This is a genomic window from Curtobacterium sp. MCBA15_016 (assembly GCF_001865105.1).
Taxonomy (GTDB): domain Bacteria; phylum Actinomycetota; class Actinomycetes; order Actinomycetales; family Microbacteriaceae; genus Curtobacterium.
Map to the genome: position 1 here is coordinate 123546 of NZ_MJGR01000002.1, position 17902 is coordinate 141447.

Genomic DNA, 17902 nt, shown 5'->3' on the forward strand with positions numbered 1-17902 from the left:
TCAGAAGCCGCGTTCCCGCCGGACGGCATCGGCACTGTCGACGACGTCCCGCTGCAGGACGGCGGCGCCCGACGTCCCGGCGTAGTCGTACACGTCGAACCCGGTGCAGTGGGTGATCGTCGCGGGCGGGCCGAGCGAGTCCTCGACGGCGGTCGTCCAGACGTCGCCGGACCCGATCACCACGAAGGTCGGCGCGGCGTCGCGGTAGGCCCCCAGGTCGACGAGCCAGGGGTAGGTCGCGAACGTGTCCCGCACCTGCAGCAGCTGCACGTTCGTGGACGCGTACGTGGCGAGCGGGCGGACCGTCCAGAACTGCCCGACCCCGACGACGTCCCGCCCGTCGGCCCAGCGGTCGAGGCAGGCCGCCGGGTCGTAGCGGGCCTGTGCGACCGCGCGGGCGGTGCTCGGTGCGGTGGCGATCCCGGCGAGCAGCACCCCGGCGGCCGCGAGGGCGAGCACGGCCCGGATGCCGCGTCGCGGCCGGTGCACCTGGGTCCGGCGGACGGCGGTGCGGGCGAGCTCGGCGACAGCGACCAGGGCGAGCAGCGGCGCCGTGACGATCGGCTCGAGGTAGCGCGGGGTCTCCGAACCCGCGACGACGACCCCGACCGACACCGCCACGACGGTGACGAGCGGGAGCGCTGCGGCGGCGAGGACGGTCCGCGAGGTCCGGACCCGCCACGCCCAGACGGTGCCGCCGACCGACAGGAGCACCCCCACGAGCAGCAGGAGCAGCCCCGCGTCGCCCGCCGCCGACCCCGCGCGGTCGTCGGTGAGCGCGGCGAAGAACCCGAGCGTCTCGCCGGCCCGCGACGGCTGGACGTAGGTCGACGGGTCGAGGGACACGAACGGCCGCAGCGGGATCCGCAGCAGGTACCCGACGACGGACCCGAGGGTGAGCGTCGCGGCGAGCAGCCCGACCGGACGCCACGGGAGCCGGCGGGCGAGTGCCAGGAGCACGAGGGTCACGACGACCGGGGCGGCCGACCACGGGACGTACAGCGGGTTCGACGCCGTCGTGCACGCGGCGACGAGGCCGAGCACGACGAGGACCGTGACGGACGCCCGCCCGAGCCGCACCGCACGGAGCACGAGCACCGCGGTGCCGAGCATCGCCAGCACCGCGCCGTAGTAGTACGTCGTCGTGAGGAGCAGGGACGCGAGCTCCAACGAGGTCGCGGTGGCCGACGACTCGGTGAGCACCAGGAGCGTCACGAACCCGAGGGCGACCGCGGACACCGCGATCCGGGCCGACCGCCGGGCCGCCGGCATGAGCTCGTTCGCCGCGGCCCGGACGAGCGCGTACACGGCGAGCAGCACGAGGACGCCGTTCAGCGCGAGCGCCTGCTGCGGCGTGGCCGTCACGAGGGAGCAGAGGAGGTAGACCGGCAGCTCCGGGAAGAAGAACAGCGCCGGGGACATCGCCCACTCGAACGGCTGCCCGAGCTGCATCGACCGTTCGACGAGCGGCAGCAGCACCGAGTCCCCGTCGTACCAGAGCAGGGCGACCCTGGAGGTCGCGACGACGTGGCGCAGGGCGATGACGGCCAGGGCCAGGGCGACCAGGGCGCCCAGCGCCTCCTGGCCGACCGCGAGCCGTCGCGCGCGCCACCGCGAGCCGCCCGTCGGACGCACGACCTCGCTGACCGGGCGCGCGTCGGAGGACATGACCGGAGCGTACCGAGCGTGGCTCGCAGCGCACCCCACCCACACGGGGCAGCGCGCTGCGGGGACGACCGGCTACCCTTGTGGGCTGTGACCGACGCGCGCGACCAGCTCATCCAGTTCATCACGGACGAAGCGGTGTTCCACGGAGACTTCACCCTCACCAGCGGGAAGAAGGCGACGTACTACATCGACCTCCGCAAGGTGAGCCTGGACCACCGTGTCGCCCCGCTCATCGGTCAGGTGATGACCGACCTCATCGGCCAGGTGCCGGGCGTCGCCGCCGTGGGCGGACTGACCATGGGCGCCGACCCCATCGCGAGCGCCGTGCTGCACCAGGCCGCCGCCCGCGGACTCGCCTACGACGCGTTCGTCGTGCGCAAGGAGCCGAAGGACCACGGCCGCGGCAAGCAGGTCGAGGGGCCGGACCTCGCCGGCAAGCGCGTGATCGTGCTCGAGGACACCTCGACGACGGGCGGCTCGCCGCTCAAGGCCGCCGAGGCACTCGAGCGCGAGGGCGCGATCATCGCCGCCGTGGCCGTCGTCGTCGACCGCGACACCGGCGCGAAGGAGAAGATCGAGGCTGCCGGGTACCCGTACTTCGCGGCGATCGGGCTGGCTGATCTGGGGCTGAGCGCGTGACCGAGGAGCGTCCGGACGACGCGCACGAGCCCGACCAGACCGCCGGTCCCGCAGACGGGGACGACGGACTGGAGGCACGGCGCGACTCCGCCCCGGACGCTCCGTTCCACGGTCTCCGCAGTGCCGCCGACATCTTCGGTGCGCCGCGGGGCGCGGACGACTGGCCCTCGCGCCGTGAGCGGCGCGAGGCAGAGAAGACCGCGCGCGAGACCGGCGCGCCCCTGCCGGACCCGTTCGAGCCGGTGGTGTCCGACGAGCCCGTGACCCCCGCGTCGTCCGGGTCGCCCGCCTCGCCCGCGTCGTCCGCGTCGTCCGCGTCGTCCGCCGAGGACGACTCCACGCAGGCGATCTCGATGCCCGAGCAGCTCGAGGCACCGTCCGAGAACCCCCAGGCCGACGCCGAGGCCGAGCGGGCCACCCTCTCCGACCGGATCCCCGCAGCGGCCCCGGTCCCGCCGTCGTCGACCGCACCGCACCCGTCGTCGATCAGCCTGCCGACCGCCCAGTCCCACCGCGACCAGCGTGCGGCCGAGAACCGTGCGATCGACGAGGAGCGGCGCCGCACCGACCCGTTCGGCGCCGGACGCGAGGACGTCGACTGGCTCGGTCGGGCCACGGGCTCGCAGCCGGCCGACGCGCCCGCTGCGCCCGCGTTCCCCGTCGTGCCGCAGCCGGTCGGCGTGGAGAACGTCCTGCCGGCCACCGACGAACCGCCGAGCTTCACGGAGCTGCTCCGCATCGCCGAGGGCGAGGGCACCGGCGGGCAGGAGCGCCCGTTCGACTGGGCGATCCGCGACGACGAGGCCGGCGAGGTACCGGCGACCCTGACCACGAACGCGTTCGACACGACGGCGCTCGCCGGCGGCTCGTGGAGCCTGGCCGACGACTCGGACGACCCGGACGACTCGGACGACCCGGACGACGACGTCGTCGCGGGTGCGCCGCCGACCCCGGTCGGCGGGACGCCCGTCGTCGAGCCGACCGCGGCGGTGGAGCCCGGGCACCTCGACGACGCGACGGCGGCGCCGGAGGACGAGCCGCGCCTCCAGGCCGACGAACCGACCACGGCGCTGCCCGTCGCCGGCGGCCCGTGGTGGGCCGAGCCGGACGGCACCGTGCCGCCCACGGCTGCCCCGCCGCTGGTCGAACCGGCCGCCTCCGAGGCGGAGCCGAGCGCGTACCCCGCGCACCTGCCTCCGGCGGTCGGGCAGGACCTCGACGCCGTGATGGGCATCCGCGGTCACGAGCCGGAGCCGCAGCGCGACGAGCCGGCACCGCTCCCGGCCGCCGCGCCGGACGACCTCGACCAGTCCGAGTGGGACGGTCGCGAGACCAGCGACACGAGTGCGATCAAGGACCTCTTCGGGACCGAGGCGGTCGGGCAGCTCGGTGGGACCGGGTACGACCCGCACGACACCGGAACGCGCATGATGCCGGCCGTCGGTGCCACGCCGGCGCACGCACCCGCACCCGAGCGCACGCCCGTGCCACCCGTGGCGCCGGTGCCGTCGGCCTCCGCGGGCGGGGGCGACCGCGACAACTTCATCAACGAGGGCTTCGCCAAGCTCCGGAACGAGGGACAGCGCGGGAAGCGGCTGCTCATCTGGGGTTCGGTCGCGCTCATCGTCGTGCTGCTCGTCGCCGTGTTCGCGCTGACGCGGTGGATCCTCGGCAACTCGATCGAGGAGCGCACGCCAGCGCCGACGTCGACCTCGGCGGCCTCGGCGTCGTCGGCGGCGACCCCGAAGACGACCCCGTCGGCGGCGGCGTCGACCCCCGCGGCGTCGGACACCCTGCAGACGCTGCAGTTCGCGACGACGCCGGCGGCCCCGGGCGAGCACGCGTGGACCGACCTCGCCGGCGGGGAGTGCCTGTCGCCGTTCACGAACGCATGGGCCCAGACCTACACGGTCGTCGACTGCCAGACGCCGCACGTCGCCCAGCTCACCGCGCGGTTGCCCGTCTCGGCGAACCAGTGGCCCGGGCCGGACGCGCTCGCGGCCCAGGCGGCCGAGCAGTGCCAGACCTCGGCGGCGTTGAACGCCTCGGCCGCGGCGGCGTACGGCGACGTGCAGGTGCAAGGGTCCTACGCGCCCGACCAGGAGACGTGGGACCAGGGGGACACGTTCATCTCGTGCTTCGTCACCCGGTCGTCGGGCGACACGATGACGGGGTCGGTCGCGCCGAGCGCCTAGCCGGTTGGGGCGGGCGGACCCGGAACGACATCACCGAGGTCGTACGACGTCGATGATGTCGTCCCGGGTCGGCCGCGCCGGTGTCAGGCCGCGGCCGAGACCTTCCCCGACACGTCGGAGAGGGTCCGCAGCTCGTCGGCGCTGAGCTCCAGCTCCGCCGACGCCAGCAGTGCCGGCAGCTGCTCGGTGTTGCGTGCGCTGGCGATCGGCGCGACGACGTCCGGCTGCGCCTGCAGCCACGCGAGGGCGACCGTCGCGACCTCGGTGCCGCGGTCCTGGGCGATCGTGGCGAGCGCGTCGACCACCGCGAGCCCCGCCTCGTTGAAGTAGCCGGAGACCTGGCCCTCGCGGTCCTTGCCGGCGAAGTCCTCCTTCGTGCGGTACTTCCCGGTGAGGAAGCCCGCCGCGAGCGAGAAGTACGGCACGACCCCGAGGTGCTCGGTGGCGGCCAGGGGAGCGATGTCCGACTCGTACGGCTCGCGGGTGACCAGGTTGTAGTGCGGCTGGATCGCGACGGGCAGGGCGAGGTCGTTCTCCCGCGCGATGCGGATCCACTCCGCCGCACGCTCCTTCGAGTAGTTCGAGATGGCCGTGTACCGGACGAGGCCGTCGCGCACGAGCTGGTCGAACGCGCGCACGGTCTCCTCGAGCGGGGTCGACTCGTCGTCGAAGTGCGCGTAGTACAGGTCGATCCGGTCGGTGCCGAGCCGCTCGAGGCTCGCGCGTGCGGCCGCGGCGACGTTCGCGGCGGAAAGGCCCTGGAACTGCGGGTGCTGGGAGACCTTCGTGGCGATGACGACGTCGTCGCGCTTGCCGGACGTCGCGAACCACGAGCCGATGACCTGCTCGGACTCACCGCCGGAGTTCCCGGGCGCCCAGGCGGAGTAGACGTCCGCGGTGTCGACGAAGTCGCCGCCGGCCGCGGTGTAGGCGTCGAGCACCTGGTGGGAGGTCTGCTCGTCGGCCGTCCAACCGAAGACGTTGCCGCCGAGGGCGAGGGGGAACACCGTGAGGTCACTGGTACCGATGCGGGGCATGGGGATCCTTTCGTGGTCGTGTCGAACGAACCCGCCCACGCTATGCCTCGACCCTTGGCGGGCGGTCTCCGGACGTCACGCAGGACGGTGCGCTTGCATGGGGCCATGTCCGCGCTCACCACCGCACTCGCCGACCCGCGCTCGTCCGTCCGCCTCCGCGCCGTCATGGCAGCGGGGACGCACCCGGACCCGGCGGACCTCGACGTGCTGGTGGAGCAGTGCGCCGTCGAGCCGGACTTCTTCGTCCGCGACATGCTCACGTGGGCGCTCATCCGGCTCCCCGCCGACGCGGTCGTCCGTCGGGTGCTGCCCGAGCTCGACCGACCGCTGCCGCAGGCCCGGAGCCAGGCGCTGCACATCCTCTCGAAGATCGGCGACCCCGCGGTCTGGCCGTCGGTGCGGCCCCTGCTGCGGGACTCCGACGTCGGGGTCCTCCGAGCGGCGTGGCGAACCGCTGCCGCACTCGTCCCCGACGCCGAGCGGGACGCCCTCGCCCGGACGCTTGCGGAGCACCTCGGCCGTGGCGACCAGGAGACCCGGCTCAGTCTGTCCCGCGCCCTGGTCGCACTCGGCGAGGACGCGGTGCGACCGGTCCTCGACGACGCCTCGGCGCGCGGTGCGGACGACGTCCGTGCGCACGTGGCCGAGGTCGACCGCCTCCTCCGTGACCCGGACGCCGCGAGTGCCCTCGCCGTCGAGCGCGCCCGCCGCGAGGTCGCCCTCGGCCGCACCCGCTCCGCGAAGGGGTAGCGCGCGCGGGGCGTCGCGTCGCGCCGCGCGCCCCGCGCGTCCCGCGCCGCGTCGTTTCGTGAGCAGAAACGGTCGAGTCGGCGGAGGCGACCCGACCATTCCTGCGCACGAAACGCGGTGGGCGCGACCCGACGACGGACGGGAGGCGCGATTCGCCGCCGCCCCGCGCCTCCAGGCCGTTCCGGGGCGGGTCGGGGAACACCGGGATTCGGGATGCCGAACAGGCCGGATCGGCTTGCGTGAGCGGATCGGAGCGCGCCAAGGTGGGTGGCGAAGGGGAGTAGCTCCCAGCGCGTGCATCGACACACTGGCCATCACGACGATCGGCCCGGTGCACGTGGCCCTCGAGGCGAGCGAGACCTTCGGCCGTTCCGCCATGGCCGAAGCCGCTCCCGTGTGCAGCGTCATGGCTCGACCACGAGGACCACCATGACCGACACCCTGTCTCCTGCTCCGACGCCCGGCGTCGTGGCGTCCCGGATGGGCGCCAGCGCCTGGGGCCGCATCGCGATCTGCATCGCCATCGCCCTGCCCGCCGTCGTCTTCCGGATCGGCGGGTTCGCGCCGAACCCCGTCGTCGACCTGCTCGTCTTCGGCGGTGCCGTCGTCGCCGCCTCGTTCCTGCTCGCCTGGGCCGCCGAGGCCGCGCAGAAGGACATCGCCGGCGCCCTCGCGATCGCGATCCTCGCCCTGATCGCCGTGCTCCCCGAGTACGCGGTCGACCTGTACTACGCGTTCCGCTCCGGGTACGACCCCTCGTACGAGCAGTTCGCCGCGGCCAACATGACCGGCTCGAACCGGCTGCTGCTCGGGTTCGGGTGGCCCCTCGTGGTGATCATCTCGCTGCTCGTGGCGCGCCGGTTCGTCCGGACCGGGTCGCTCCCCGCCTCGGCCACCCGGGTGCTCGAGCTCGAGCGGTCCTCGCGACTCGACATCGGGTTCCTGGCGCTCCTGGCCCTCGTCGCGTTCCTCATCCCGCTGATGGGCTCGATCCCGATGTGGTTCGGGTTCGTGCTGCTCGCCGCGTTCGTCTGGTACCTCTGGCGGGCGTCGAAGGTCGAGGACGGCGACGACGACGAGGAGGAGATGGTCGGCATGGCGGGCAACATCGCCTCGATGCCGCAGCGTGGGCGTCGCTGGACGATCGTGGCGCTGTTCGTCGTCGCCGCGGCCGTGATCCTGTCCTCGGCGGAGCCGTTCGCGGACGCGCTCGTGCAGTCCGGCAGCGCGCTCGGGATCGACAGCTACTTCCTCGTGCAGTGGCTCGCGCCGCTCGCCACGGAGGCGCCGGAGTTCATCGTCGCCGCGCTCTTCGCGCTGCGGGGGATGGGCGGGGCGGCGATCGGCACGCTCATCGCATCGAAGGTCAACCAGTGGTCGCTGCTCGTCGGGTCGCTGCCGATCGCGCACGTGCTCGGCGGTGGCACCTCGGGCGGGCTGCCGCTCGACGGTCGGCAGGTCGAGGAGTTCATGCTGACCGCGTCGCAGACCGTGCTCGGCGTGGCGATCATCATCGCGCTGCGGTTCCACCGGTGGTCGGCGATCGGGCTCGCGGCGCTGTTCGCGGTGCAGTTCTTCGTGACGGACACGAACGGGCGGTGGGTGCTCAGCATCGTGCACCTCGTGGCGGCGGCCGTGGTGTTCTGGATCAACCGGCGGGAGATCCTGCCGACGGTGACGGCGCCGTTCCGCCGGGCGTCGTCCCCCGTGTTGCGCGGCTGACGCGCGGCGCGCGTGGGCGCGTGCGGCGGGGGCGCGCGGCGCCGAGGTCGCGTGTTCTGCCGGATGGCGGGCGTGCGGGCGGCGCTTCGTGCGATCTCGGCGGACGTGAGCGGCATGTCGTGCGACCGCGGCGTGGCGCCGACGGGAGGCGCGGTGCGGGCTGGCACCGCGCCTCCCGTCGGTCCGGTGGGTGCGTTCTGGACCTCGTGAGGTCGCGTTTTCTGCCGGATGGCGGGCGTGCGGGCGGCGCTTCGTGCGATCTCGGCGGACGTGAGCGGCATGTCGTGCGACCGCGGTGCGGCGCAGCCGCGAGCGGCGCAGCCGCGAGCGGCGCGGCCGGCGCGGGGCGTCAATCGGCGTCGGGGGCGAGCCAGATCGCGGAGGCCGCCGCCGCGGGCAGGTCCACGAGGGACTCCGACCCGTCCGACGACCGCCGGGACACCGCGATGACGCCCGCGTAGTCCCGCACCTGCTCCACGCGCAGGTGCGTCCCGAGCCCGACCCCGAGCTCGTCGAAGTACCGCAGCAGCGAGGGGTCGTCGTCGGACACCCGGTCGACGGTGCCGCACGCCCCGGGCTCGATGGCCCCGAGCAGGGTCCCGGGGGAGTCCGGCACGGTGCCGTCCGCGCGGGGGATCGGGTCGCCGTGCGGGTCGTGCGTCGGGTGCCCGAGGTCGGCGTCGACCCGGTCGAGGAAGGTCTCCGACACCGCGTGCTCGAGCGCCTCGGCCTCGGTGTGGACCTCGTCCCACGAGTACCCCAGCCGCTGCACGAGGAACGTCTCGATCAGCCGGTGCCGCCGGACCATCGCCACGGCGACCTGCTGGCCGAGCGGGGTGAGCACGACGCCGTAGTACGGGGTGTGCTCGATGAGGCCGTCGCGGTCGAGCTTCCGGAGGTTGCCCGAGACCGTCGACGCGGAGACCTTGAGCGCCGCGGCGATGTCGCGGGTGGCCAGGCCCGTCCCGCCGCGCTCACTCGCCTTCCAGACGAGCTTCACGTAGTCCTCCGCCATCGTGGACAGGGAGGGCAAGCGCATGCCCCAATGGTACAAACGGCAGGTGACCGCCGCCGACCCCTCCCGCCGCCGCCGCTGGCCCGTTCCGCCGTCGCTGCTCGTCGGCCTCGCGCCGCTGGTGGTGTTCGCGGCCGTGAGCGCCTGGCGGGCCCGGCCGAGCGACGACTACCCGACCCTCGGACAGACGGTGGACAGCGTCGTCCGGTCGCTCGTCGTCCCGGAGGGCATCGCCGCCGTCGCACTCTGCCTCGTCGTGACCGGGCTCGGCTGGTGGCGCATCGCGACCGTCGACCCGACGCGCACGCGCCTGCGGTGGACGATGGTGGCGCCGATCCTCATCGTGGTCGTGTGCATCGTGCGGCTGCCGCTCGTGGACTGGTCGGCGCTGCCGGTCCGCTACTTCCTGCTGCTCGCCGTGGGGGTGCTGCTCGTCGGGGTCTTCGAGGAGCTGATGACCCGCGGCGTCCTGCTCGTGGGGCTCCGGCGGCGCCTGCCCGAGTTCGGCGTGTGGATCGCGTCGTGCGCGCTGTTCGGGGTGCTGCACCTGCTCAACGCCCTCGCCGGGGCCGGTCTCGGGGTGACGCTCGTGCAGGTCGTGTTCGCGGCGTCGTTCGGTTCGACGCTCTACGTCGCGCGTCGGCTGACCGGGAACCTGCTCCTGCCGGTGCTGCTGCACGCGTTCTGGGACTTCGGGTCGATCGGCCTCTCGGCGACGACGGACGTGCAGGACCCGTCGAAGCTCGCCGTCGTCGGCGTGATCGGGCTGCTGTCCTTCGCGGTCCTCGCGTTCGGGGTCGTCGCCGGCGGGGTGATCGCGTGGCGGGACGACCGGCCGCGCCGCCTGCGGCGCCGGTGGCGGACGGTGCCCGCCATGGGGGCGTACGCGGTGCTGGGCGACGAGCCGCGCCTCCCGTCCGCCGTGTGGTGACGACGGACGGACGGGAGGCGCGGGGCTGCGAGTGCGCACAGGCTGCGGTCCGGTTCACCTCGGCTTGGTGCACCGTTCCCCGCTCGGCAACCACCCGTCCTTAGCGTTCGGCGCATGCACAGATCAGCACTCCGCGGGGCGACCGTCGCCGCCGTCGCGACCGCCCTCGTCGTCGGCTCGCCCCTCGTCGCCACCGCGGCGGGGTACCCGAGCGACACCGCCAAGCCCGACCTCGTCTCCCTGCTGAGCGGGTACGACCAGTACTGGAAGTCGAGCGGGACGAACGACCTGCACGGCACCGTGCTCGATGCCGGGACGCTGGCGGAGAACGACCGGCTGACCTCGTGGATCAACCAGCACGCCACGAAGGCGCAGCAGCTCAAGGCGCTGCAGGACTCCGAGTACCAGAACGCCACGAACACCGCCTTCGACCAGTCGATGACGGTGTCGCAGGGGCTCGGTCCGGCACTCGAGAAGATCTACGTCGAGGGTCGGAACGCCGGGAAGCTGCCGCTGACCTCGGCGGTGGTGAACTCCTCGAACGGCACGAGCGGCGCGTACGTCAGCACGGGTGACACGAAGGCGCACTACAGCTACCCGCGGCCCTACCTGCCGGCGAGCAGCACCGCGACGCTGCCCGCGACCGACGACCAGACCGGCTGCGCCCCGGCGAAGGTGAACGCGTCGTCGCTCGCAGCGAACCGTGCCGGCAAGGCCTGGGCGTCGGCGGACGGGACGCTCGACATCACGCGGGTGCCGGTCGCCACGGACACGTCGCACGAGTTCTCGCCGAACGACGTCGTGCTCGACCCCGGGTACGGCACCGCCGGCATCTGCACGGGCGGCTCGTACCCGAGCGGCCACACCACCACGGCGTACCAGGCGGGCATCACCCTCGCCACGCTCGTGCCGGAGCTGGCACCGGAGCTTCTCGCCCGCGCTTCCGAGGCCGGCAACGACCGCATCGTGCTCGGCGTCCACTACCCGCTCGACATCATGGGCGGGCGCATCGACGGCGAAGCGGCACTCGCGGCCCGCTGGTCGGACACCCAGTACCGCACCGAGGTCCTCGAGCCGGCGCGGAAGGAACTCGTCTCGTACCTCGAGCAGCAGTGCGGCGACACGCTCGCGAACTGCATCGCCCACTCGACGGCGTACTCGGACGACCCGTACGGCGGGGCCGCGATCCCCGGTGGCACCGCCCAGGTCGTCACCGACCGCGCCTCGGCCGCGGCGGTCTACCGCGAGCGGATGACCTACGGCTTCGCGGCGACCGGCACCACCGGGCTCGCCCCCTCGGTGCCGACCGGTGCGTCGAACCTGCTCCTCACCGCGTTCCCGACCCTGACCGACGCGCAGCGCACCGCCGTGCTCGCCCAGACCGAGATCGCGTCGGGCTACCCGCTCGACCAGTCCGGCTCGGCCGCGGGCTCGTGGGAGCGCCTCGACCTCGCCGCCGCCACGAGCGCCACGGTCGCGGTGTCGGCCGACGGCACCGCGAAGGTCCTCTCGACCGGCGGCACCGCTCGCGTCGTGACCGGCGTCCTCACGGCGCCGAAGGGCACCTCGGTCGCTGCCGGAGGGTCGCTCGCGCTGGCCGGCACCGGGTTCACCCCGGGGGCCTCGGTCCGGGTCGTCCTGCACTCCACCCCGGTCACGGTGGGCACGCTCACCGTCGCGGCGGACGGCACGGTGTCCGGCAGCGTCACCATCCCGGCCGGCACGGCCACGGGAGCGCACACGATCGACGTGGTCGACGCCTCCGGCGCCTCGGCGCTCGTCGCACCGCTCGCGATCACGGTGACCCCGGCCGCTGCCGGTTCGGGCACGGGCACCGGTGGCACGGGAGCCGGGACCGGCGGCACCGGCACCGTCGTCGACCCGGGGACGGGCATCCACCTGCCGGTCGTCTCCGGCTGATCGCGGGCCGGCCGGCGTCCGCCCCGTGCGGCGGCGCCGGCCGCCTTCCCGTTCCCGTCACCCCTGGAGCACCCCCCATGCGCACTCGCACCCTCTGGACCGCGACCGGCATCGCTGCCGCGGTCGTCCTCGCCGGGGCGGTCGCCGTCCCGTTGCTCGGGTCCACCTCGGTCGCCTCGGCACCCGTTCCGTCGGCGTCGGCGACGCGGTCCCACGTCGCCCCGGCCGTGCCGCACGTCGGGGCCGCCGCGCTCGCCGCACTGCCGGAGGCGCAGTACTCGGCGGTCATCGGCGGGCTCATGCCGTTCGACCGGACCATCACCTCGGACACCGTGTTCCAGCTCCGGGCCGACGCACCCCTGTTCGGCGCGGCGCGGACCACACCGGTCGCGCGGTTCGCCGCCTCCGACTTCCTCCGGCAGCCCACCACGGTCGTCGGCGTCGAGCGCGACGGGGACTGGGAGCGTGTCCTCACCCCGGCGCGCCAGCAGCTGCCCTCGGCCGCCGGGGGATCGGCGGCGGCGCAGACCTCGGCGTGGGTACCGGTGGCGTCGCTCCGGGAGGTGTCGACCCCGACCTCCCGCGTCGTCATCTCGACGACGGACCAGTCCGTGTCGATCGTCTCGTCGGACGGCGGGGCCGTGCAGCGGTTCCGCGCCGGGGTCGGCACGGCGGACACCCCGACGCCGACCGGGGTCACCGGCTACCTCGAGCAGCGGTACGTCGACCCCGCGCAAGGGACCGGCGACCACCCGATCCAGCTGACCTCGCTGCACTCGAGCGCGGCCGACGAGCCGTACGGCGGGCACGACGGCGGGCTGATCGGGCTGCACTGGAACGCGACGACCTCGGGTGCGGTGTCGCACGGCTGCGTGCGGCTCGACGCCGAGGCGGTGGCGGCGGTGGACGCCCTGCCGCTCGGCACCCTCGTCACGGTCGAGTAGGGCGCCGAGCGGCGGCGATCAGCCGGTGGCGCCGCCGATGATCGCCGGACGTTCGAACGGATCCGCGGTGACGAACGTGACCGCCTGTGCGCGGAACTGGTCGACGCCCGCCGTCGGCAGCCTGACGAAGTCCGTCCACGTCTCGCCCGCGGCGACGAACCGCGAGGCCTGCTGCTCGTCCACGATCACGTGGTCGTCGGGCGTGCCCGAGAACGCCGTCGCGTCGACGACGACTGTGCGGGCCTCGGTGCACTCGATCGTCCAGTGGACCCAGCCCTTCAGGTGGTCGGCGACCATCGTCGTCGTCGAACAGCCGGGGGCTGACGGGTCCCGAGGACCGGGCGCCGAAGCAGACGCGGCGGTGGGCAGTGCAGCGACCGAGAGGCCGAGCGCCAGGGTGCCGACCGCGGCGACCGAGAGGATTCGCTTCATCGTGGAACTCCAATCTGATGTTTCAGGAGTTCCGAGTCTGGTGGCGGCGACACGGTCGAGCAACCAGGTGGCAACGCGTTGCCACGCCCGATGGGCAGCGGCGATCACGGGGTGGGGATCAGGGCTTGCGGCCGACGGCGAAGACCCGCCGGAACGGGTACACCGTGCCGTGCGCCCCCGCCGGGTACGCCGACCGCAGCGCCGCCGCGTACTCCGCCTCGTACGCCGCGGTCGACGCGCCGGACGGGTCCGCCGCGTCGAGCGCCTGCAGTGCCGGACGGAGCCCGGTCCCGCGCACCCAGTCGAGCACCGGGTCGACGCCCGGCAGGAGCTGGGCGTAGGTGGTCTCCCACGCGCGGGCCTCGAACCCGGCGTCGAGCATGATGCCGAGGTAGCCCGCCGGGTCGAGCACCGGGTCCTCGCGGAGGACACCGGCCAACGCCGGCGCCCACGGCCCGGAGGCGGCGACGGACCGCATGAGCGCGTGCGACGGCGACCCGAAGTTGCCCGGCACCTGCATCGCGAACCACGACCCGGACGGCATCGCGTCGAGCCACCGCGGCAGCAGTGACACGTGCGACGGCACCCACTGGAGCGCCGCGTTCGTCACGACGACGTCGTCCGTGGGGCCGGGTGTCCAGTCCTCGATCGAGCCCAGCTCGAACGACAACCCGGGGCCGGTCGGCGCCGACGCCAGCATCTGCGCCGAGCTGTCGATCCCGACCACCGACGCGGAGGGCCACCGCGCTGCCAACGTGGCGGTGAGGGTCCCGGGGCCGCAGCCGAGGTCGACGACGCGACGGGGCGCCTCCTGGCCCGCACCCGCCGGCCACGCGATCTGCGCGACGAGGTCGTGGAAGGGCCGCGCGCGGTCGTCCGCGAAGGCGGCGTACCGCGACGGGTCCCAGCGCATCGCTACAGCTCCACCTCGAAGGGTTCGGTGCGGACGAGCTCGTGGACGCCGGAGATGACCTCGCTCGGGCGGAAGGGGTAGCGGTCGATCTCGGCCTGGTCGCTGATGCCGGTCATGACGAGGACGGTGTGGAGTCCTGCTTCGATGCCGGCCTGTACGTCGGTGTCCATCCGGTCGCCGATCATGCCGGTGTTCTCGGAGTGGGCGCCGATCCGGTTCATCGCCGAGCGGAACATCATCGGGTTCGGCTTGCCGACCACGTACGGCTGCTTGCCGGTGGCCTTCTCGATCATCGCGGCGATGGCGCCGGTCGCCGGGAGGACCCCCTCGGCCGACGGGCCCGTCGCGTCGGGGTTCGTGACGATGAAGCGGGCACCGTCGCGGATGAGGCGCACGGCCTTGGTGATCGCCTCGAACGAGTAGTTGCGGGTCTCACCGACGACGACGTAGTCGGGGGCGGTCTCGGTCATGATGAAGCCAGCCTCGTGCAGGGCCGTGGTCATGCCGGCCTCGCCGATGACGAACGCGGAGCCGCCGGGCATCTGGGACTTGCAGAAGTCGGCGGTGGCGAGGGCGCTCGTCCAGATGCGCTCCTCGGGGACGTGGATGCCGGACCAGCGGAGCCGGGCGCTGAGGTCACGCGGGGTGAAGATCGAGTTGTTGGTCAGGACGAGGAACTCCGTGCCCTCGTCGAGCCACTGCTGGATCAGCTCCGGCGCCCCGGGGAGCGCCTGGTTCTCGTGCACGAGCACGCCGTCCATGTCGGTCAGCCAGCACTCGACCTCGTCGCGGGTTGCCATGCCCCTCACCCTAGTGCGCGCCCGTGACGGCCCGGCTCGGCGTCGGCTCGGAGAAGGCCGGGAGGCACGGATCGGCTCTTGCGCGCCGGTCGCGGACCCGAGATGGTCGAGACACCGAACGCCGCTCGGCTTTGCCCTAGGCTTTTCGGGACACGTACTGGAAGAAGGAGGACGCCCCGTGCTCGTCGAACCCGGAACCCCGCCCGTCGCACCCCGGCCCGTCACGGCGCCGGAGCAGGCCGAGGCGACTCCGCGACGGCGCCGTGGCCGCCCCAACGTCCTCAGCCGCGAGCAGGTGATCGACGCCGCGACGGCCATCGCGAACGAGGACGGCCTCGACCGGCTGTCCTTCCGCGCGCTCGGCGTCCGGCTCGGCGTCGCGCCGATGACCGTGCACCGGACGATCGGCGGCCTCGACGACCTGCACGCCGAGCTCGTCCGCCGCACGGTCGACGAGTTCACGGCGACGTTCGTCTGGCCGGACGAGTGGCATGCGGTCGTCCGGACGTTCGCCACGACCTTCCGCGACCTCATGCTGACCCACCCCCTCGTGCTCGAGTCGCACAGCCGCCGCGGGGCCCTGGTCTCGACGGAGTCCGACGCGGTCGTGGCGAAGGTCGTCGGTGCGCTCCGGTCGGCCGGCCTGCCCGACGCCGAGGCGATGTACGCGTTCTTCGTCGTGTACGACTTCGTGGTCGGGCACACCGGCGTGCAGGTCGGCCGGGGCTCGGCCGCGGCCGGTCGTCCGGAGCGGCACGAGCTCGTGGCGGAGATCCTCGGTTCGCACTCGTACGAGGACCGGTTCGCGCTGGGGCTCGACGTCCTCATCGCGGGGATCGAGTCCCGGATCCGGTGACCGGCGACCCCGCCGTACGCTTGGGGGCGTGAGCGCTGTCCCCGAACCGTCCCACGAGCGGACGACGAACGGGGTCGGGCCGCACCCCGAGCCCTGGCCGGACGACCCGCGGCTCGACCCGGAGCTCCTGGCGACCGGGGACACCCGCAACGTCGTCGACCGGTTCCGCTACTGGTCGATGGACGCCATCGTCGCCGAGCTCGACACCCACCGCCACGCGTTCGACGTGGCGATCGAGAACTGGCAGCACGACCTCAACATCGGGTCGATCGTGCGGAGCGCCAACGCGTTCCTCGCCGGCACCGTGCACATCGTCGGGCGCCGTCGGTGGAACAAGCGCGGCGCGATGGTCACCGACCGGTACCAGCACGTCCGGTACCACCCCGACGTCGCCGCCTTCCTCGAGGCCATGCGCGACGAGGGCCGCCCGGTGATCGCGATCGACAACACCCCCGGGGCGTCCCGCATCGAGACGGCGCCGATCCCGGAACGGTGCGTGTTCCTGTTCGGGCAGGAGGGCCCCGGGCTGACCGACGAGGCCGTCGCCGGGGCGGACGGACACCTCGAGATCACGCAGTTCGGGTCGACGCGGAGCATCAACGCCTCGGCGGCCGCGGCGATCGTCATGCACAGCTGGGTCGTCCAGCACGCCGCCACCGACTGCACCAGCGGGGCCGACGGCTCCGCGCTCTGAACCCTGCACCTGTCGGCCGCAGCCGGCGGGGCGGGGGTGAGCCGCGCCTCCAGTCCGCTGCCGCGTCTGCGTCAGCGCGCCGCCGTGGTGCGCCGCGCGACCAACCGGGGCTCGACCAGGACCTCGGTCGCCGCCGACGTCGGGTCGGCGATCCGCGCGAGGAGCCGCTCGCCGGCGCCGCGCCCGATCTCGACACTGCGGTCGTCGATGCTCGTGAGCCCCACGTACCGCGTCGCCGCGAGCGGGGTGTCGTCGTAGCCCATGACCGACACGTCCTCGGGGACGCGCAGCCCACGCTCGGCGAGCTCGGACAGTGCACCGAGCGCCATCACGTCGTTCGCGGCGAAGACGGCCGTCACCTCGGGGTGTGCGTCGAGGAGCTGCGCCAGGGCGCGCGACCCGGCCTCCTCGGTGGGTTCGCCCGGGAGCACGACCGTCGCGACCTCGGCGCGGCCGTCGACACCGGCGCTGAACCCCGTGCGTCGTTCGTCGGACGCGGCTGACGAGGCGCCGACGAACCCGAGGCGCGTGTGGCCGAGGGCGAGCAGGTGCTCCGCGGCCATCGCCCCGCCCGCGCGGTCGTCGTTCGCCACGGTGTCCGCGCGGGGGACCGCGACGCGGCCGCCGGCGATGACGAGCGGGGTCGAGGCGGGGATCGCGAGGTCGGTGTCGGGCTCGCCGGCGATGACGATCCCCTCGACGCGCATGGACAGGAAGCCCTCGACCGGCGAGGCGTCGAGCCCGGTGTTGAGGAAGCGGTCCGCGACGACGAGTCGGTGGCCCTGGTCCTGCAGCGACTCGCGCAGGCCGGTCAGCAGGTCGACGAACCACTGGTTCCGGAAGTCGTCGAGGACGACGCCGATCGTCCGGGAGCGCGTACCCGCGAGCGACACCGCGGCCGTCGAGGGGCGGTAGTCGAGCTCCTGGATCGCCTTGAGCACCGCGTCACGCCGCTGCTGGCTCACCCGCGGGGAGCGCTGCAGGACGAGCGACACGAGGGACTTCGAGACCCCGGCGCGCGCGGCGACGTCGTAGATGGTCGCGGGTTTGCCGGCTCCCATGATCTGCATCGACCTCCGTGGCTCTCCCGTCGATGGTAGCGGGGGCCGCGCGCGTGCGGCGCCGGCCGCTTCGTGAGCAGAAATGGTCGGGCGCGTGGTGCCGACCCGACATCGTCTGCTCACGATCTGCGCGTGGTCACTCCTCCACACGGGAGGCGCGGTGCGGGTTCTGCACGAGCGCTTCGGTACGCGGGCGGTGCGGGAGCGCGGGGCGCGAGGGTGACCGCATGCGACCACGCCCGCTTCCGCCCGCGCTCCGCAACCGCGCGTTCGACGTCCACGCCGCGGACCGCGCAGGAGTCTCCCGACAGCGACTCCGTCGGAG

Annotated in this window: 16 protein-coding genes; 9 read left to right on the top strand and 7 right to left on the bottom strand. The window is 73.7% G+C overall.

Annotated features, from left to right (window positions below):
- Entirely contained in the window at positions 1–1668 is a 1668-nt protein-coding gene (locus BIV03_RS01900; protein ID WP_071294431.1) for a hypothetical protein, read from the bottom strand.
- Between the two features lie 87 nt (positions 1669–1755).
- Here BIV03_RS01900 and pyrE point away from each other — a divergent pair, with 87 nt between their 5' ends.
- Both pyrE and BIV03_RS01910 read left to right on the top strand, forming a co-directional pair.
- Positions 1756–2307 (top strand): orotate phosphoribosyltransferase, encoded by a 552-nt coding sequence (gene pyrE, locus BIV03_RS01905; protein WP_071294432.1) that lies wholly within the window; start codon positions 1756–1758, stop codon positions 2305–2307.
- Entirely contained in the window at positions 2304–4502 is a 2199-nt protein-coding gene (locus BIV03_RS01910) for a septum formation family protein (RefSeq protein WP_071294433.1), read from the top strand. Before pyrE ends, BIV03_RS01910 begins: the two co-directional genes overlap by 4 nt.
- A gap of 83 nt (positions 4503–4585) precedes the next feature.
- Here BIV03_RS01910 and BIV03_RS01915 read toward each other — a convergent pair whose 3' ends face one another.
- Positions 4586–5539, bottom strand: a complete 954-nt coding sequence (locus BIV03_RS01915) for an aldo/keto reductase (protein WP_071294434.1) — start codon at positions 5537–5539, stop codon at positions 4586–4588.
- Between the two features lie 105 nt (positions 5540–5644).
- On the opposite strand from BIV03_RS01915, the gene BIV03_RS01920 reads away from it, so the two are divergent.
- Positions 5645–6289 (top strand): HEAT repeat domain-containing protein, encoded by a 645-nt coding sequence (locus tag BIV03_RS01920; protein WP_071294435.1) that lies wholly within the window; start codon positions 5645–5647, stop codon positions 6287–6289.
- Positions 6290–6718: 429 nt separating this feature from the next.
- Positions 6719–8011, top strand: coding sequence for a sodium:proton exchanger (locus BIV03_RS01925; protein ID WP_254790687.1), 1293 nt, complete (start codon positions 6719–6721; stop codon positions 8009–8011).
- 349 nt (positions 8012–8360) lie between these two features.
- On the opposite strand, the gene BIV03_RS01930 is transcribed toward BIV03_RS01925, so the two are convergent.
- Positions 8361–9050 carry a metal-dependent transcriptional regulator gene (locus BIV03_RS01930; protein WP_071294437.1) on the bottom strand — a complete coding sequence of 230 codons (690 nt, stop codon included), beginning with the start codon at positions 9048–9050 and terminating at the stop codon, positions 8361–8363.
- 22 nt (positions 9051–9072) lie between these two features.
- Here BIV03_RS01930 and BIV03_RS01935 point away from each other — a divergent pair, with 22 nt between their 5' ends.
- The 3 genes from BIV03_RS01935 (at position 9073) to BIV03_RS01945 (ending at position 12821) form a co-directional block, all read left to right on the top strand.
- Positions 9073–9957, top strand: a complete 885-nt coding sequence (locus BIV03_RS01935) for a CPBP family intramembrane glutamic endopeptidase (RefSeq protein ID WP_071294438.1) — start codon at positions 9073–9075, stop codon at positions 9955–9957.
- Positions 9958–10071: 114 nt separating this feature from the next.
- Positions 10072–11877, top strand: a complete 1806-nt coding sequence (locus tag BIV03_RS01940; RefSeq protein WP_071294439.1) for a phosphatase PAP2 family protein — start codon at positions 10072–10074, stop codon at positions 11875–11877.
- Between the two features lie 77 nt (positions 11878–11954).
- Positions 11955–12821 carry a L,D-transpeptidase gene (locus BIV03_RS01945; RefSeq protein WP_071294440.1) on the top strand — a complete coding sequence of 289 codons (867 nt, stop codon included), beginning with the start codon at positions 11955–11957 and terminating at the stop codon, positions 12819–12821.
- A gap of 18 nt (positions 12822–12839) precedes the next feature.
- Here the strand turns inward: BIV03_RS01945 and BIV03_RS01950 are convergent, their stop codons facing one another.
- The 3 genes from BIV03_RS01950 to BIV03_RS01960 form a co-directional block, all read right to left on the bottom strand.
- Complete coding sequence (locus BIV03_RS01950; RefSeq protein ID WP_071294441.1) at positions 12840–13253, bottom strand: hypothetical protein; 414 nt, start codon at positions 13251–13253, stop codon at positions 12840–12842.
- A 118-nt stretch (positions 13254–13371) separates the two neighbouring features.
- Positions 13372–14166, bottom strand: coding sequence for a methyltransferase domain-containing protein (locus BIV03_RS01955; protein WP_071294442.1), 795 nt, complete (start codon positions 14164–14166; stop codon positions 13372–13374).
- 2 nt (positions 14167–14168) lie between these two features.
- Positions 14169–14966 carry an HAD-IIA family hydrolase gene (locus tag BIV03_RS01960; protein ID WP_070417042.1) on the bottom strand — a complete coding sequence of 266 codons (798 nt, stop codon included), beginning with the start codon at positions 14964–14966 and terminating at the stop codon, positions 14169–14171.
- A gap of 178 nt (positions 14967–15144) precedes the next feature.
- Between BIV03_RS01960 and BIV03_RS18970 the strand changes: the two genes are divergently transcribed.
- On the top strand, positions 15145–15822 hold the full coding sequence (locus BIV03_RS18970) for a TetR/AcrR family transcriptional regulator C-terminal domain-containing protein (RefSeq protein ID WP_070417041.1): 678 nt from the start codon (positions 15145–15147) through the stop codon (positions 15820–15822).
- 28 nt (positions 15823–15850) lie between these two features.
- Complete coding sequence (locus BIV03_RS01970) at positions 15851–16516, top strand: TrmH family RNA methyltransferase (protein ID WP_071294443.1); 666 nt, start codon at positions 15851–15853, stop codon at positions 16514–16516.
- A 71-nt stretch (positions 16517–16587) separates the two neighbouring features.
- On the opposite strand, the gene BIV03_RS01975 is transcribed toward BIV03_RS01970, so the two are convergent.
- Positions 16588–17586, bottom strand: coding sequence for a LacI family DNA-binding transcriptional regulator (locus BIV03_RS01975; protein WP_071294444.1), 999 nt, complete (start codon positions 17584–17586; stop codon positions 16588–16590).
- Between the last annotated feature and the right edge of the window lie 316 nt (positions 17587–17902).

Coding starts and splice junctions, on each gene's coding strand:
- BIV03_RS01900 (WP_071294431.1), bottom strand. CDS start 1,668: ATGTCCTCCGACGCGCGCCCGGTCAGCGAGGTCGTGCGTCCGACGGGC.
- BIV03_RS01915 (WP_071294434.1), bottom strand. CDS start 5,539: ATGCCCCGCATCGGTACCAGTGACCTCACGGTGTTCCCCCTCGCCCTC.
- BIV03_RS01920 (WP_071294435.1), top strand. CDS start 5,645: ATGTCCGCGCTCACCACCGCACTCGCCGACCCGCGCTCGTCCGTCCGC.
- BIV03_RS01925 (WP_254790687.1), top strand. CDS start 6,719: ATGACCGACACCCTGTCTCCTGCTCCGACGCCCGGCGTCGTGGCGTCC.
- BIV03_RS01930 (WP_071294437.1), bottom strand. CDS start 9,050: ATGCGCTTGCCCTCCCTGTCCACGATGGCGGAGGACTACGTGAAGCTC.
- BIV03_RS01940 (WP_071294439.1), top strand. CDS start 10,072: ATGCACAGATCAGCACTCCGCGGGGCGACCGTCGCCGCCGTCGCGACC.
- BIV03_RS01945 (WP_071294440.1), top strand. CDS start 11,955: ATGCGCACTCGCACCCTCTGGACCGCGACCGGCATCGCTGCCGCGGTC.
- BIV03_RS01950 (WP_071294441.1), bottom strand. CDS start 13,253: ATGAAGCGAATCCTCTCGGTCGCCGCGGTCGGCACCCTGGCGCTCGGC.
- BIV03_RS01955 (WP_071294442.1), bottom strand. CDS start 14,166: ATGCGCTGGGACCCGTCGCGGTACGCCGCCTTCGCGGACGACCGCGCG.
- BIV03_RS01960 (WP_070417042.1), bottom strand. CDS start 14,966: ATGGCAACCCGCGACGAGGTCGAGTGCTGGCTGACCGACATGGACGGC.
- BIV03_RS01975 (WP_071294444.1), bottom strand. CDS start 17,586: ATGCAGATCATGGGAGCCGGCAAACCCGCGACCATCTACGACGTCGCC.